This is a genomic window from Pseudomonas algeriensis (assembly GCF_048847255.1).
Taxonomy (GTDB): Bacteria; Pseudomonadota; Gammaproteobacteria; order Pseudomonadales; family Pseudomonadaceae; genus Aquipseudomonas.
In genome coordinates this window covers 62,373-76,709 of sequence record NZ_JBKKRK010000003.1, presented here as the reverse complement: position 1 = coordinate 76,709, position 14,337 = coordinate 62,373, and the positions used below count along the sequence as shown (strand labels likewise).

Annotated in this window: 13 protein-coding genes; all 13 read left to right on the top strand. The window is 63.9% G+C overall.

Annotation, left to right across the window (positions count from 1 at the left end; genetic code table 11):
- The first annotated feature begins 49 nt into the window (after positions 1-49).
- The 13 genes from ACLK1G_RS05590 to ACLK1G_RS05530 all read left to right on the top strand — a co-directional run bounded on the left by ACLK1G_RS05590 (position 50) and on the right by ACLK1G_RS05530 (position 14,276).
- Positions 50-934 carry a LysR family transcriptional regulator gene (locus ACLK1G_RS05590; RefSeq protein ID WP_420764519.1) on the top strand — a complete coding sequence of 295 codons (885 nt, stop codon included), beginning with the start codon at positions 50-52 and terminating at the stop codon, positions 932-934.
- A 95-nt stretch (positions 935-1,029) separates the two neighbouring features.
- Positions 1,030-1,782, top strand: a complete 753-nt coding sequence (locus ACLK1G_RS05585) for a GntR family transcriptional regulator (protein ID WP_420764518.1) — start codon at positions 1,030-1,032, stop codon at positions 1,780-1,782.
- Entirely contained in the window at positions 1,779-3,518 is a 1,740-nt protein-coding gene (locus tag ACLK1G_RS05580; protein ID WP_420764517.1) for a fumarate reductase/succinate dehydrogenase flavoprotein subunit, read from the top strand. Before ACLK1G_RS05585 ends, ACLK1G_RS05580 begins: the two co-directional genes overlap by 4 nt.
- Before the next feature lie 24 nt (positions 3,519-3,542).
- Positions 3,543-3,788, top strand: a complete 246-nt coding sequence (locus tag ACLK1G_RS05575) for a 4Fe-4S dicluster domain-containing protein (protein WP_003180418.1) — start codon at positions 3,543-3,545, stop codon at positions 3,786-3,788.
- A gap of 178 nt (positions 3,789-3,966) precedes the next feature.
- On the top strand, positions 3,967-5,373 hold the full coding sequence (locus ACLK1G_RS05570; protein ID WP_420764516.1) for an ABC transporter substrate-binding protein: 1,407 nt from the start codon (positions 3,967-3,969) through the stop codon (positions 5,371-5,373).
- Positions 5,374-5,502: 129 nt separating this feature from the next.
- Positions 5,503-6,285, top strand: a complete 783-nt coding sequence (locus ACLK1G_RS05565) for an ABC transporter permease (protein WP_420764515.1) — start codon at positions 5,503-5,505, stop codon at positions 6,283-6,285.
- Positions 6,285-7,133 carry an ABC transporter ATP-binding protein gene (locus ACLK1G_RS05560; RefSeq protein WP_420764514.1) on the top strand — a complete coding sequence of 283 codons (849 nt, stop codon included), beginning with the start codon at positions 6,285-6,287 and terminating at the stop codon, positions 7,131-7,133. Before ACLK1G_RS05565 ends, ACLK1G_RS05560 begins: the two co-directional genes overlap by 1 nt.
- On the top strand, positions 7,130-8,092 hold the full coding sequence (locus ACLK1G_RS05555; protein ID WP_420764513.1) for a HEAT repeat domain-containing protein: 963 nt from the start codon (positions 7,130-7,132) through the stop codon (positions 8,090-8,092). Before ACLK1G_RS05560 ends, ACLK1G_RS05555 begins: the two co-directional genes overlap by 4 nt.
- A complete protein-coding gene (locus ACLK1G_RS05550) occupies positions 8,089-8,361 on the top strand; it encodes a DUF971 domain-containing protein (protein WP_420764512.1) in 273 nt (90 codons plus the stop codon). Before ACLK1G_RS05555 ends, ACLK1G_RS05550 begins: the two co-directional genes overlap by 4 nt.
- 171 nt (positions 8,362-8,532) lie before the next feature.
- Positions 8,533-9,150 carry a transcriptional repressor LexA gene (lexA, locus tag ACLK1G_RS05545; RefSeq protein ID WP_420764511.1) on the top strand — a complete coding sequence of 206 codons (618 nt, stop codon included), beginning with the start codon at positions 8,533-8,535 and terminating at the stop codon, positions 9,148-9,150.
- Positions 9,150-9,773 carry a translesion DNA synthesis-associated protein ImuA gene (imuA, locus tag ACLK1G_RS05540; RefSeq protein ID WP_420764510.1) on the top strand — a complete coding sequence of 208 codons (624 nt, stop codon included), beginning with the start codon at positions 9,150-9,152 and terminating at the stop codon, positions 9,771-9,773. The genes lexA and imuA overlap by 1 nt, the downstream gene beginning before the upstream one ends.
- 7 nt (positions 9,774-9,780) lie before the next feature.
- The gene (locus ACLK1G_RS05535; RefSeq protein WP_420764509.1) at positions 9,781-11,202 is read left to right on the top strand and encodes a Y-family DNA polymerase; all 1,422 of its coding nucleotides are present in this window, start codon (positions 9,781-9,783) and stop codon (positions 11,200-11,202) included.
- A complete protein-coding gene (locus tag ACLK1G_RS05530) occupies positions 11,178-14,276 on the top strand; it encodes an error-prone DNA polymerase (protein WP_420764508.1) in 3,099 nt (1,032 codons plus the stop codon). The genes ACLK1G_RS05535 and ACLK1G_RS05530 overlap by 25 nt, the downstream gene beginning before the upstream one ends.
- Positions 14,277-14,337: the final 61 nt, after the last annotated feature.

Below are 14,337 nucleotides of genomic sequence, written 5' to 3'. Positions count from 1 at the left end.
CTGAGCGTTTATAAACAATCCCGGGTTCAGGCGTTTTCAAGGATGGCTCATGTTCGACTGGAATGACTTGCGCTACTTCCTGGAACTGCAACGCAGCGGCCGCTTGCTGACGGCCGCGCGACGGCTCAACACCACCCATGCCACCGTGGCCCGACACATCGAGGCCATCGAAAAAAGCCTGGGCACGGCTTTGTTTGTCCAGCACGCCCAGGGTTATGAACTGACCCCGGCGGGCGAGGCGCTGCTCAAGCATGCCGAGGCCATGGAAAACGTCGCGTTGCTGGCCCAAGAGGACATCACCCAATCCAGCGCACCCTTGGGCAAGATCCGGTTGGGCGTGACGGAAGGGCTGGGCATCATGTTCCTGGCCAGTCGCATGGAGGGGTTGTTCCAGCGCTATCCGGGACTTGAGGTGGAACTGGTGGCGGTGCCGCGCTTCGTCAGCATTCTCAACCGCGAGGCGGAAATCAGTATCCACCTCGAACGACCGGCGGCCGACCTGCTGGTGACACGCAAGCTCACCGACTACAGCCTGGCGCTGTATGCGAGCCAGGCCTACCTGGATCGCTCGCCGCCCTTGCGCAGCCGCGAAGATCTGAGCCGTCACGCCTGGATCGGCTACGTCGACGATCTGTTGTTCAGCCAGGAGCTCATGTTCCTCAACAGTTTTTGCCGCAAGCCCCGGGTGGTATTCCACAGCACCAGCGTCATCGCCCAGCAGCAAGCCGCGCGATCGGGCCTGGGCATCGCCGTGTTGCCGTGTTACATGGCCGGCAGCGACCCGACGCTGGTGCCCTTGCTCCCGGACGAAACCCTCTGCCGCAGCTACTGGATCAGCACCCGCCGCGAACTGCATAAATCCGTGCGGCTGCGGGTGCTGTGGGATTACGTGGTGCAGCTGTGCGAGCAGGAGCAGGGGCTGCTGTTGCCCTGAGCCAACTCTAAGGATATGTCCAAACGGTATTTCTCAAGAGTCGGGAGGTTTGCTTAAGATCACGTCATAACTCGTTATGACAAGTGACTGAAGCCATGCCTGACAACGTTCTTTCCCTCAGCAGCGTGCCGCTGCACCTGCAACTGCGCGACCTGTTGCGTACGCGCATTCTCGACGGTGAATACCCCCAAGGCAGCCAGATGCCTTCGGAAAGCGAGCTGGGTGCGTTGTTTCGCGTCAGCCGAATCACCGTGCGCCAGGCCTTGGGGGACCTGCAAAAGGAAGGTCTGATTTTCAAGATCCATGGCAAAGGCACCTTTGTCGCAAAACCCAAGACCTTCCAGAACGTCAGCACCCTCCAGGGCTTGGCCGAGTCCATGACCGGCCGCGGCTTCGAGGTGATCAATCGTCTTCGCAGTTTCAAATTCATTCCCGCCGACAAGCCGGTGGCCGAGCGGTTGAAGGTTGCGGAGGGGGATGTGGTGGCGCAGATCAAACGGGTGCGGCTGATCAACCGCGAACCGGTGTCGTTGGAGATTACCTACCTGCCCAAGGACCTCGGCGAGCGCCTGGAAAAAGCCGATCTGGTTACACGGGACATTTTCCTGATTCTGGAAAACGATTGCGGCCTGGCCCTCGGCCACGCGGACCTTGCCATCGATGCGGTGCTGGCCGACAGCGAGCTGTGCCAAGCTCTGGAGGTCGAGCCAGGGTCGCCCGTGATGCGCATCGAACGCCTGACCCATGGCGCCGATGGGCGACCGCTGGATTTCGAATACCTCTACTACCGCGGCGATGCTTTCCAGTACCGCTTGCGGATCGACCGGCAAAAAGGGACGCAGGCATGACCCAACGCTCAACGAATACCCTCGAACAGGAATACGACATCGTCGTCATCGGTGGTGGTACCGCCGGCCCCATGGCGGCGATCAAGGCCAAGGAACGCAACCGGGACCTGCGCGTCCTGCTGGTGGACAAGGCCAACGTCAAGCGCAGCGGCGCCATCAGCATGGGCATGGACGGCTTGAACAATGCAATTATCCCGGGCCATTCGACGCCCGAGCAGTACACCAAGGAAATCACCATCGCCAACGACGGCATCGTCAACCAGGCGGCGGTGTACGCCTACGCGACGCACAGTTTTGAAACGATCGAGCAACTGGATCGATGGGGCGTGAAGTTCGAGAAGGACGAAACCGGCGACTACGCGGTGAAAAAAGTCCACCACATGGGCGCCTATGTGCTGCCGATGCCGGAAGGGCACGACATCAAGAAAGTCCTGTACCGGCAGTTGAAGCGGGCGCGGGTGAGCATCACCAATCGTCTGGTCTGCACGCGCTTGCTGACTGACCAAGCGGGGGCGGTCAACGGTGTGATGGGCTTCGATTGCCGCACCGCCGACTTCCATGTGATCAAGGCCAAAGCGGTCATCCTCTGCTGCGGCGCCGCGGGACGCCTGGGGTTGCCGGCCTCGGGCTACCTGATGGGCACCTATGAAAACCCGACCAATGCCGGCGACGGCTACGCCATGGCCTATCACGCCGGTGCCGAGCTGGCGAACCTGGAATGCTTCCAGATCAACCCGTTGATCAAGGATTACAACGGCCCGGCGTGCGCCTACGTCACCGGTCCCCTGGGCGGCTACACCGCCAACAACAAGGGCGAGCGCTTTATCGAATGCGACTACTGGAGCGGGCAGATGATGTGGGAGTTCCACCAGGAACTCGAAGGCGGCAATGGCCCGGTGTTCCTCAAGCTCGATCACTTGGCCGAGGAGACCATCCAGAACATCGAAGAGATCCTGCACAGCAACGAACGCCCCAGTCGCGGCCAGTTCCACGCCAACCGTGGCACCGACTACCGCACGCAGATGGTAGAGATGCACATTTCCGAAATCGGCTTTTGCAGCGGTCACTCGGCCTCGGGCGTGTGGGTCAACGAGCGGGCGGAAACCTCGGTCAAGGGGTTGTACTCGGCGGGTGACATGGCGGCGGTGCCGCACAATTACATGCTCGGTGCGTTCACCTACGGCTGGTTTGCCGGCAACAACGCCGCGGATTTTGTGGCGGGGAAGGATTTCTCAGTGCTGGATGCCGGGCAGATCGAACGGGAGAGGGCGCGCGTTTACGCGCCACTGGAGCGCGAGCACGGCCTGCCGCCGGCCCAGGTGGAATACAAGCTGCGACGTTTCGTCAACGATTACCTGCAGCCGCCGAAGGTCACGAAAAAAATGCAGATCGGCTTGCAACGCTTCAGCGATATCCAGCGCGACCTGGATCAGATCAAGGCTCACAACGCCCATGAGCTGATGCGTGCCATGGAGGTCAGCGTCATCCGCGACTGCGCCGAAATGGCCGCCCGCGCCTCGCTGTTTCGCGCGGAAAGCCGTTGGGGGCTGTACCACTATCGGGTCGACCACCCGCAGCGCAACGACAGCGACTGGTTCTGCCATTGCCACCTGAAGAAAGGCGAGGACGGCCAGATGACTTCCTTCAAGAAGGCGGTCGAGCCCTACATCATCGCCCTCGATGCCGACGAGCTGCAGGCCTATGACCGGCTGCGGGTCGGTGCCGACGCGGCTTGAACCCTTCACTCAAAGAGAACGCCCATGGCCTACCAACCCCAGGAAATCTTCTTCCGCTCCAACGCCCCCGTCACCGTGGACGAGGACAAATGCATCGCCCACAAAGGCTGCACGGTCTGCGTCGATGTCTGCCCCATGGACTTACTGGCGATCAACCCGGCAACGCAGAAGGCCTACATGGCGTTCGATGAGTGCTGGTATTGCATGCCCTGTGAAAAAGACTGCCCAACGGGGGCGGTGAAAGTCGAGATTCCGTATCTGTTGCGCTGATTGCGACGACGCCATCGCGAGCCTGCTCCGGGCGGCGTTCCGACGAAGAGGCCACCACAGACACCACAAAAGCCATCCGGCCACCCCGGACGCTAAACCCACAACACCCCTCGTTTCCCACCGCGCCCTGATCGCGGCGGAGACGAAATACCCATAAACGATTCGAGGGGACACACCCATGTTATTGCGTGCAGCATTGGCCGGTCTGGTACTGGCTTCATTGACCCTGCCTGCCCAGGCAGAAACCATCCGCATCGCCATCGGCACCCAGGACACCACCATCAACTGCGCCGCCGGTGGGTTGTTGATTCGGGAGTTGGGCCTGTTGGACAAATACCTGCCCCACGACGGCGCGTACAAGGATGCCCAATACGACATCCAGTGGAAAAACTTCACCAGCGGCGCGCCACTGACCAACGAGATGGTGGCGGGCAAGCTCGACTTCGGCGCCATGGCCGATTTCCCCGGCGCCTTCAATGGCGTGGCGTTCGAAACCGCTGGCAAGCACAGCCTGTTCATCAGCGTGTTGTCGGGCAGCACCCAGGGCAGCGGCAATGGCATCGTCGTGCCGAGCGTCTCGGGCGTTCAGTCCCTGGCCGAGCTCAAGGGCAAGACCATTTCCGTGCCCTTTGCCTCCACCGCCCACGGCATGCTGCTGCGCGCCGTCGCGGCCCAAGGCTGGGATCCACTCAAGGATGTGAACATCATCGCCCAGCCACCGGAGGTCGCCGGCTCGGCGTTGCAGGCCGGTAAGATCGACGCCCACGCTGATTTCGTGCCGTTCGCCGAACTGTTCCCCAGCCGTGGTTTTGCCCGCAAGATCTACGATGGCGCCCAGGCCAAGACGCCAACATTCCATGGCGCCCTGGTGGACCAGGCCTATGCCAGGAAGTACCCGGAAATCGTCGTCGCCTACCTGCGTGCATCCATCGAAGCCAATCAGTTGTTGGCCGCCGAGCCTGAGAAGTACAGCGAGCTGATCGCCAAGGTCACCGGCGTGGATGCCGAGGTCAATTATCTGTTCCACGGGCCGCTGGGCGTGCAGACCCGCGACCTGACCTGGAAACCGGAATACCGCCAGGCCGTGGGCACCGCCATCGACACCCTCAAGCTGCTGAAGAAAGCCGATCGCGGGCTGGACCTCAACACCTTCATCGATGACCAGTACATCCGCGCCGCCTTCAAGGCTTCGAACCTGGATTACACCGCGCAACTGGCCAACTACGCCCAGACCCCGCTGGGCAGCGCCGATACTGCGACCGGCCAGGCCATCACCGATGCCCGCCACGTGGCCGAAATCTGGGTACGCGGCGAGCCGAAAGTGCGCCATTACGCCTCGGCGCAGTCAGCCTTCACCGCGCTGGCGAGCCTCAAGCAGGAAGGCAAGGGTATCCGCGCCGTCTACGCCCAGGCCAGCGACAGCGGGATCAAGCTGCTGGCCGAGCAGGCGTGGTTCGCCAGCGATGCCAAGGGCCAGCTCAGCGCGTTCCTGTTGAAAGGGCAGGCCGAGCAGTTTGCCGCGCAGCAGGGCGGCAAGGTCCTGGATTTCACCGAGGCGACGACCCAGGCGGTCGCCGCCCGTTGACCTGACACCGTCCCCTGTGGGAGCGAGCTTGCTCGCGATAGCGGTGTGTCAGCCAATTCGATTTCAACTGACCTGACGCCATCGCGAGCAAGCTCGCTCCCACAAGGATTCCACTCCGGAGGAAGATTTGTGTACCCATCACCCAAACGCTGGCTCCTGCGAGCCGCTTCACTGCTGCTCTGCCTGCTGTTCTGGCAGCTCGCCGCCGACGGTCATTGGGACCTCGGCCTGGTGACCTTCGCCAACGTCCCGGCCCCTTTGGCGGTACTCCAGGCCGCGCTTGGCCTGGGGGAATCGGGCAATCTTGCGCGGCACCTGGGCAGCAGCCTGGGGCGGGTCTTTGCCGGGTACGGTGCGGCGCTGTTGATTGGCGTGGCGCTGGGCGTGGCCATCGGTCGTTCGAAATGGGCCGAAGACTTGCTGTTGCCGCCACTGGAAGTCCTGCGGCCGATCCCGGCGGTGGCCTGGATTCCGTTGGCGATTCTGATGTTCCCGTCGTCGGAATTGTCGATGGTGTTCATCACCTTCACCGGCGCGCTGTTCCCGATCCTGCTCAACACCGTGCACGGCGTCGAAGGGGTGGACCGGCGGCTGGTCGCGTCAGCGAAAAGCCTCGGGGCGGGACGCCGGGCCATCCTGCTGGAAGTGATTCTGCCGGGCGCCGCGCCGAGCATCATCACTGGCCTCGCCATCGGCATGGGCACGTCCTGGTTCTGCCTGGTGACGGCGGAAATGATCGCCGGCCAGTACGGCATCGGCTACTACACCTGGGCGTCCTACACCGTGCAGAACTACCCCGACATCGTGGTCGGCATGTTGCTGATCGGCGTGCTGGGGATGGGCAGTAGTTTGTTGATCAAGCGCCTGGGCGGGTTGTTCACGCCTTGGCACCGGCCCCGAGGAAAAGCCTGATGAGTGCAATGCAAACGCCTGAAGGGCGGATCGACATCCGCCAGTTGTCCATTGTCCTGGGCCAGGGTGCCCAGGCCTTCGAAGCGGTGCAGGGGCTTGATTGCCAGATCGAGGCGGGCCAGTTCGTCTGCATCCTGGGGCCGTCCGGTTGCGGCAAATCGACCTTGCTCGGTGCCCTTGCCGGGCATCTGCAACCGAGCACCGGCACGCTGAACGTCGACGCGGTGCCGGTGGCCGGTCCCTCGCCTCAGCGCGGCATGGTGTTCCAGCAGCACACTTTGTTTCCATGGCGCAGCGTGCGCGACAACGTTGCTTTTGGCCTGAAGATGCGTGGCCTGGGCAAAGTCGAACGACAACGAGCCGCCGATGAGATGCTCGCCTCGGTGGGCCTGGAGGGTTTTGCCGGGCACTGGCCGGACCAGCTCTCCGGTGGCATGCAGCAGCGAGTGGAGATCGCACGGGTGCTGGTGAACCGCCCGCGCTTGTTGCTGATGGATGAACCCTTCGGCGCGCTGGATGCACTGACGCGCTTGAACATGCAGGAGTTGTTGCTGGACATCTGGACGCGCATCCGCACCACCGTTGTGTTCGTCACCCACGACATCGACGAGGCGCTATTCCTGGCCGATCGCTTGCTGGTGATGAGCCCACGGCCGGGTCGCATCATCGAGGATCTGCGCCTGGATTTTCCTCGGCCACGCACGACTGAGCTGGTGACGAGCCCTGAATTCTCCCGATTGAAGCGCCACTGCCTTGAGCTGCTGCGTCATGAAGATGGGCAGCAATTGCCGCGCCTCAATCCTCTCGGGTTGCCCCCTGAAACCTCCTTGCCGCGATTTGCCCTATGACCTCTCTATTTGAAAATACCGACAACCAAGACATTCTCGCCCTGCAACCGCGTCTTACCGACGAGGACGCCGGTGTGCGCCGCATCGCCCTTATCGAACTGGCCGACCTTGAAGAGCCCGAGGGCCTGTTGTGGCTTGTGGATCGCCTGGCCAGTGACCCCAGCGCCGAGGTGCGCGCCGAAGCCGCGCGATTGCTCGAAGCCTGGGAGGACGAGCCGGTGGTCGCAGGCTTGTGCGAAGCCCTGACCGATCGATCACCGACGGTGCAGGCCGCTGCTGCCCAAAGCTTGAGCCTGCTCAAGAGCGAGGCGGCAGGAAGAGTGATCCTGCCTTGGACGACACATGCCGACGCCGGTGTCCGCGTCGCGGCCTTCCGGGCCTTGCGCGAGTTGCGCCTGGGCGATGCCGCGCCAGCATCCATCGCCGCCCTGGCCGATGACGATGCTGGCGTGCGCCGCGAAGCGGTTGGCGTGCTGGGCTGGCTCAAGCACCTCGGCGCCTTGCCAGCCTTGGCCCGGCTCGCCAGTGATGACCCGGACAGCGAAGTACGCCGCGCGGCCACCGGTGCCCTTGGCCTGGCTTCGGATGAGCAAGTGTTGCCAGCCCTGCGCCAGGCCTTGCGGGACCCGGCGTGGGCGGTTCGCGAAGAAGCCGCTACAACGCTGGGCAAGGTCGGTCACGCCGATGCCGGCCCGGCCCTGATCGATGCTCTGGCGGACGACTACTGGCAAGTGCGCTTGCGGGCGACCCGCAGCCTGGGTCGTTTGCGCTACGCCCCGGCCCTGGCGGCATTGATCGAAACCCTGGGCCACCGCATCAGCAATCTGCGCAAGGAGGCAGCACTGGCCTTGGGCGAGTTGAACGATCCTGCTGCCATTGCGGCGTTGCAGGCCGCCCAGGAGGATGGCGATCCGGAGGTACGCAAGGCTGTGCGCATTGCCTTGGGCCAACTGCAATGAGCCCGCTGGCGATTGGCAATTCACGGGAGAAGGGGCTGTTGCGCCTGAGTTGGCCTGATGGGCGGGAACAACAGTTGGACCATGCCGAGCTGCGCCGGCAATGCCCATGCTCGCGGTGTCGAGCGTTTCGCCTGCAGGGCGTGGCGGTGCAGGTTGATTCGCGGGTCCGGGTGGTTGGGGTCAATAGCCAGGGTTATGGGGTGCAGTTGGTCTTTAGCGATGGCCACGAGCGGGGGATTTTTCCCTGGGCTTATCTGGCGGGTCTGTAGCTTTATGCCTATCCCTTGTGGGAGCGAGCTTGCTCGCGATGAGGTCATTACATTCACCCTTTTGGCAAGCTGACCCACGCCATCGCGAGCAAGGATACGCTGGTCACCGAAACCATAAGTCGCTGTGAACTGACTGGCGGCGCTTGTCAGAAAAAACCGACAGGAGTACAAATGTACTCCATGACGACTCTCACTCCCCGCCGTACCGCCATCCTGACCTTTATCCGCGAACGCATCGCCGAACAGGGCCAGCCTCCCAGCCTCGCTGAAATCAGCGAGGCGTTTGGTTTCGCCTCTCGCAGCGTGGCGCGCAAGCATGTGCTGGCGCTAACCGAAGCCGGTTTCATCGAAGTCAATCCGCACCAGGCCCGGGGCATCCGGCTGTTGAATCAGCCGCCGCGTCCCGAACTGTTGGATGTGCCGGTGTTGGGACGGGTGGCCGCCGGCCTGCCGATCGGTGCCGATGCCGAGGTCCACAGCCGTCTGTTGCTGGACCCGGCGATCTTCACCAAAGCGCCGGACTACCTGCTGCGGGTCCAGGGCGATTCGATGATCGAGGACGGTATCCTCGACGGCGATCTGGTGGGTGTGCAACGCACGCCCCAGGCTTCCAACGGGCAGATTGTCGTGGCGCGCCTGGACGGTGAAGTGACCATCAAGCGTTTTGAGCGAGTCGGCGAGCGCGTACGCCTGTTGCCACGCAACCCAGCCTATCAGCCGATCATCGTCGAAGCCGACCAGGACCTGGCGATAGAAGGCGTGTTCTGTGGCCTGGTGAGACAAGGCTGATGGGCGCCGTCGTTGCGCTGGACACGCTGTTCAATGGCGGCCAGGTCTGGAAGGGCCGGCCTGCGCCGCCGGCCGCCAGTCCACAGCCCACCGGCCACGCCGTACTGGATGCGGCACTGCCCAGTGGTGGCTGGCCGGAAGCGGCGTTGACGGAAATTCTCATCGGCGCGCCGGGCGTGGGCGAATTGCAACTGGTGTGGCCGACCCTGGCGCGGCTATCGGCGGCGGGGGAGCGGATCGTGTTGGTGGCGCCGCCGTTCGTGCCCTATCCCCAGGCCTGGCGAAACGCCGGGGTGGACTTGCGCCAGTTGTCGATCATCCAGGCCGATCCACGGGAGGCCTTATGGGCCACCGAGCAATGCCTGCGCTCGGGCAGTTGCGGCGCGGTGTTGTGCTGGCCGCGCCAGGCGGATGACCGGGCCTTGCGCCGTTTGCAGGTCGCGGCGGAAACCGGCCAGACGCTGGCGTTCGCCTGGCGCTCGATCCAGGAAGCCATCAACCCGTCCCCGGCGGCCCTGCGCATCGCCATCGATGCCCGGCCCGCACAATTGCGGGTGCTCAAATCCCGGGGCGGGCTGGCGCGTTCGGCGCCGATTGCGTTCCCCGCACAGACAGGGCATTGAGGTTGCGATGCGCTGGGTCTGTATTCTCTTCCCGCAATTGGCGCTGGATGCCGCGCTGCGCCAGCGCCCCGACCCCAGCGAGCCCCTGGCGCTGCTGACCGGCCCGGCCCAGCGCCGGGTGCTGCAAGCGGTCAATGAACCGGCGCGCGCCCTGGGCCTGCGCCCCGGCCAGACCATGACCGCGGCCCAGGCCTTGAGCAAAGGGTTCGCCACCGCCGAGTACGACGCGGCGCAGATCGAAAACTGGCAACGATTTCTGGCGGCCTGGGCCTATCGTTTCAGCTCCCAGGTGAGCGTGCATTATCCACGCACGGTGCTGTTCGAGATCGAGTCGAGCCTGGGGCTGTTCGGGCCGTGGCCGGTGTTCGAGGCGCGGTTGCGGGCCGAATTGACTGAGCTGGGTTTTCGGCATCGCATCGTCGCCGCCCCCAATCCCGTGGCGGCGCGGATGCTGGCCAATGCTTACGACGCCCTGGTCGTGCCCGATAACGAGACCTTGCAAGCGTACCTGGGACAGATGCCCGTGGACCGAGTCGGCCTGGCGCCCGAAGCTGCCACGGCCTTGTCGCGCATGGGCCTGCGCCGGCTCAGCCAAGTCCAGGCCTTGCCCCGGCACACCCTGGCGCGGCGCTTCGAAGCCGACATGCTCAAGCACCTCGATGCGCTGGTGGGCAGCCGCACCCTGGCGCTGTCGTTCTACCTGCCCCCGGACCGTTTCGATGTGCGCATCGAACTCAACTATGACGTGCAGTCCCACCAGGCATTGCTGTTTCCTCTGCGACGTTTGACCGGTGACCTGTCGGCCTACCTGTGCGGCCGCGACAGCGGCGTGCAGCGTTTTGATTTGCACCTGGAACATGCCGGTTTGCCGGACACGGTGATCAAGGTCGGCCTGCTCAGCGCCGAGCGGGATGCTTCGATGCTGTTCGAGCTGGCCCGTGGCCGCCTCGAGCAGGTGCAGGTCGAGGCACCCGTGCGCGGTTTTCGCTTGTGTGCCGAAGACCTGCCGAGCTTCGTGCCCCAGCGCCTGGAATTGTTCGACGAGCGTCCCCAGCAGTCCTTGCCGTGGGAACAACTGCGCGAACGGCTGCGGGCGCGCCTCGGTGATGAAGCCGTGCAAGGGTTGGGATTTGGCGACGACCACCGCCCCGAGTGCGCCTGGCAGATGAAACCCCAGCCGCAACAACAGATGTGTCCGCTGCGCGATGATGTCCAGCGTCCCGGCTGGCTGCTTGGCGAGCCCCAGGTCTTGCCTGAAGGCCAGGCGCGAATCCTCATGGGCCCGGAGCGCATCGAGTCCGGCTGGTGGGACGGCGCCGATGTGCGCCGTGATTACTACCTGATCGAAACCCGCGCCGGCCAACGCGGCTGGGCCTATCGACCGGTGGGCGAGGGCGGACCGTTGTGGCTGCAAGGTTGGTTCGCATGAGCGTCGAATATGCCGAGCTGCATTGCCTGTCGAACTTCAGCTTCCAGCGCGGCGCCTCCAGCGCCCTGGAATTGTGCCGTCGCGCCAAACAGCAGGGCTATCGGGCCCTGGCGGTGACGGATGAATGTACCTTGGCCGGCATCGTCCGGGCCTGGCAGGCAGCCAAGGAACTGGACTTGCAATTGATCGTCGGCAGCGAAATCCAGGTCGAGAACGGTCCGAAGCTGGTGCTGTTGGTGGAAAACCTCGAGGGCTACCAAACCTTGTGCCGGCTGATCACCCGCGCACGGCGGCGCAGCGAAAAGGGCCGTTATCGCATCGTCCGAGAAGACTTCGACGAGCCGCTGCCAGGGCTGCTCGCCCTGTGGGTCCCCGATGGCAAGACGCCCGAGGCGCAAGGGCGCTGGCTCCGACAGGTGTTCAACGAAAGACTCTGGCTGTCCGTGCAGTTGCATTGCGGTCAAGACGACCAGCGCCGGCTCGCGGACTTGCTCGCATTGGCCGAACGCCTGGGTCTTCCTGCCGTCGCCACGGGCGACGTGCATATGCATGTGCGGGGTCGCCGCGCCTTGCAAGACACCATGACCGCCATTCGCCACCACGTCACCGTTGCCGAGGCCGGTCAGCGTCTGCACCCCAACGGCGAACGCCACTTGCGCAGCCTCCAGGCCCTGGCCGATCTCTACCCCCGCGCCTTGCTCGATGAAACCCTGGACATCGCCCGGCGCTGCACGTTCGACCTCTGTCAGTTGCGCTATGAATACCCCCGCGAGCTCGTGCCCGAGGGCCATGATCCGGCGTCCTGGCTGCGGGAACTGACCGCGCGCGGCATGCGCGAGCGCTGGAAGAACGGCGTCACAGAAAAGGTGCGCGTGCAGATCGACAAGGAATTGGAGTTGATTGCCGAGCTGGGCTACGACAGCTACTTCCTCACCGTGCAGGACATCGTCAGTTTCGCCCGTAGCCGTCACATTCTCTGCCAGGGCCGGGGCTCGGCGGCCAACTCGGCGGTGTGCTACGCCCTGGGCATCACCGAAATCGACCCGGCACAGACGGACATGTTGTTCGAACGCTTCCTGTCCCGCGAGCGCAATGAGCCACCGGACATCGACGTCGATTTCGAACACGAACGTCGCGAGGAAGTCCTGCAGTACGTGTTCCAGCGCTACGGCCGGCATCGCGCGGCGTTGACGGCCGTGGTCAGCAGCTATCACGGCGCCGGGGCGGTACGCGACGTGGCCAAGGCCCTGGGCCTGCCGCCGGACCAGGTCAATGCACTGGCCGATTGCTGCGGGCGCTGGAGCGATGAGGCACCGCCGCTGGAACGTTTGCGCGAGGGTGGTTTCGACCCGGAGAGCCCGGTGCTGCGTCGGGTGTTGAGCCTGACCCAGCAACTGATCGGCTTCCCCCGGCACCTGTCCCAACACCCCGGCGGCTTCGTGATTTCCCAGCAACCCTTGGACACCCTGGTGCCGGTCGAGAACGCCGCGATGGCCGAACGCACCATCATTCAGTGGGACAAGGACGACCTCGATGCGGTCGGGCTGCTCAAGGTGGACATCCTGGCCCTGGGCATGCTCAGCGCGATTCGTCGCTGTTTCGACTTGATCGCGCATTACCGGGGCGTGCGTCATACCCTGGCGTCGTTGCCCAAGGATGATCGGGCCACGTTCGAGATGATCAGCCGCGCCGACACCATAGGCGTGTTCCAGATCGAATCCCGGGCGCAGATGGCGATGTTGCCCAGGCTCAAGCCCAAGGAATACTACGATCTGGTGATCGAGGTGGCGATCGTGCGACCGGGACCCATCCAAGGCGGGATGGTGCATCCCTACCTGCGGCGGCGCAATGGAGAAGAGAAGATCACTTATCCATCGTCGGAATTGAAAGAAGTGCTGGGCCGCACCTTGGGCATTCCGCTGTTCCAGGAACAGGTCATGCAGATCGCCATTGTCGCCGCTGGCTACAGCCCGGGCGAAGCGGACCAGTTACGTCGTTCCATGGCCGCCTGGAAGCGCCACGGCGGGCTCGAACCGCACAAGAAAAGATTGGCCGACGGGATGGCGGCCAAAGGGTACAAACCTGAATACGCCGCGCAGCTCTTTGAACAGATCAAGGGCTTCGGCAATTACGGCTTTCCTGAATCCCATGCCGCCAGTTTCGCCTTGCTGACCTACGCCAGCAGTTGGCTCAAATGCCACGAGCCGGCGGCGTTCGCCTGTGCCTTGATCAACAGCTGGCCCATGGGTTTCTACAGCCCGGACCAGATCCTCCAGGATGCTCGCCGGCATCAGTTGCAGATCCGTCCGGTGGACGTGCGGGCCAGCGACTGGGAATGCAGCCTGGAACCGATGGAAGGCCGCCAGCCGGCGATTCGCATGGGCTTGCGTCTGATCAAGGGGTTTAGAGAGGACGATGCCCGGCGTATCGAGGCGGCACGCGGGCAGCGGGCTTTCAGCGATGTGGCCGACCTGGGCGAACGGGCTCGACTCGACGCCCGGGCCCTGGAGCAACTGGCGGACGCCAACGCTTTGCGCGGCCTGGCCGGCGACCGCCATCGCGCCCGTTGGGAAATTGCCGGAGTGGAAAAACAACTGGGCTTGTTCGCGGGTCTGCCCAGCCCGGAAGAGCCCACCGTGGCCTTACCGACACCCACGGTGGGAGAAAACCTGTTCGCCGACTACGCCACCCTGGGCACGACGCTGGGGCCTCATCCGCTGGCCTTGCTGCGCTCCGAATTGCGCGCCCGACGCTGCCGCAGCTCCCGGGAATTGCAGGCTGTCGAGCATGGCCGCCACGTCAGCGTCGCGGGGCTGGTCACTGGTCGCCAACGTCCAGGCACGGCCAGCGGGGTGACCTTTGTCACTCTGGAAGATGAGTTCGGCAATCTCAACGTAGTGGTCTGGCGCGACTTGGCCGAACGCCAGCGCAAGGTCCTGGTAGGGTCGCAATTGCTCAGGGTGGACGGGCGCTGGGAAAGTGTCGGCGAGGTCCGTCATCTGATTGCCGGGCGCCTGAGCGATTTGAGCGGTTTGCTGGCGGGCATCAATGTGCGCAGTCGGGATTTTCGCTGAATGTTTGGTTGAAATCTGTGGCGAGGGGATAAATCCCCTCGCCACAAAGGGTTGGCGTCGT

Excerpts from the sequence above, each read along its gene's own strand:
- ACLK1G_RS05590 (WP_420764519.1), top strand. The coding sequence starts at position 50 with ATGTTCGACTGGAATGACTTGCGCTACTTCCTGGAACTGCAACGCAGC.
- ACLK1G_RS05580 (WP_420764517.1), top strand. The coding sequence starts at position 1,779 with ATGACCCAACGCTCAACGAATACCCTCGAACAGGAATACGACATCGTC.
- ACLK1G_RS05535 (WP_420764509.1), top strand. The coding sequence starts at position 9,781 with ATGCGCTGGGTCTGTATTCTCTTCCCGCAATTGGCGCTGGATGCCGCG.
- ACLK1G_RS05570 (WP_420764516.1), top strand. The coding sequence starts at position 3,967 with ATGTTATTGCGTGCAGCATTGGCCGGTCTGGTACTGGCTTCATTGACC.
- ACLK1G_RS05550 (WP_420764512.1), top strand. The coding sequence starts at position 8,089 with ATGAGCCCGCTGGCGATTGGCAATTCACGGGAGAAGGGGCTGTTGCGC.
- ACLK1G_RS05575 (WP_003180418.1), top strand. The coding sequence starts at position 3,543 with ATGGCCTACCAACCCCAGGAAATCTTCTTCCGCTCCAACGCCCCCGTC.
- ACLK1G_RS05555 (WP_420764513.1), top strand. The coding sequence starts at position 7,130 with ATGACCTCTCTATTTGAAAATACCGACAACCAAGACATTCTCGCCCTG.
- imuA (WP_420764510.1), top strand. The coding sequence starts at position 9,150 with ATGGGCGCCGTCGTTGCGCTGGACACGCTGTTCAATGGCGGCCAGGTC.
- ACLK1G_RS05560 (WP_420764514.1), top strand. The coding sequence starts at position 6,285 with ATGAGTGCAATGCAAACGCCTGAAGGGCGGATCGACATCCGCCAGTTG.
- lexA (WP_420764511.1), top strand. The coding sequence starts at position 8,533 with ATGTACTCCATGACGACTCTCACTCCCCGCCGTACCGCCATCCTGACC.
- ACLK1G_RS05585 (WP_420764518.1), top strand. The coding sequence starts at position 1,030 with ATGCCTGACAACGTTCTTTCCCTCAGCAGCGTGCCGCTGCACCTGCAA.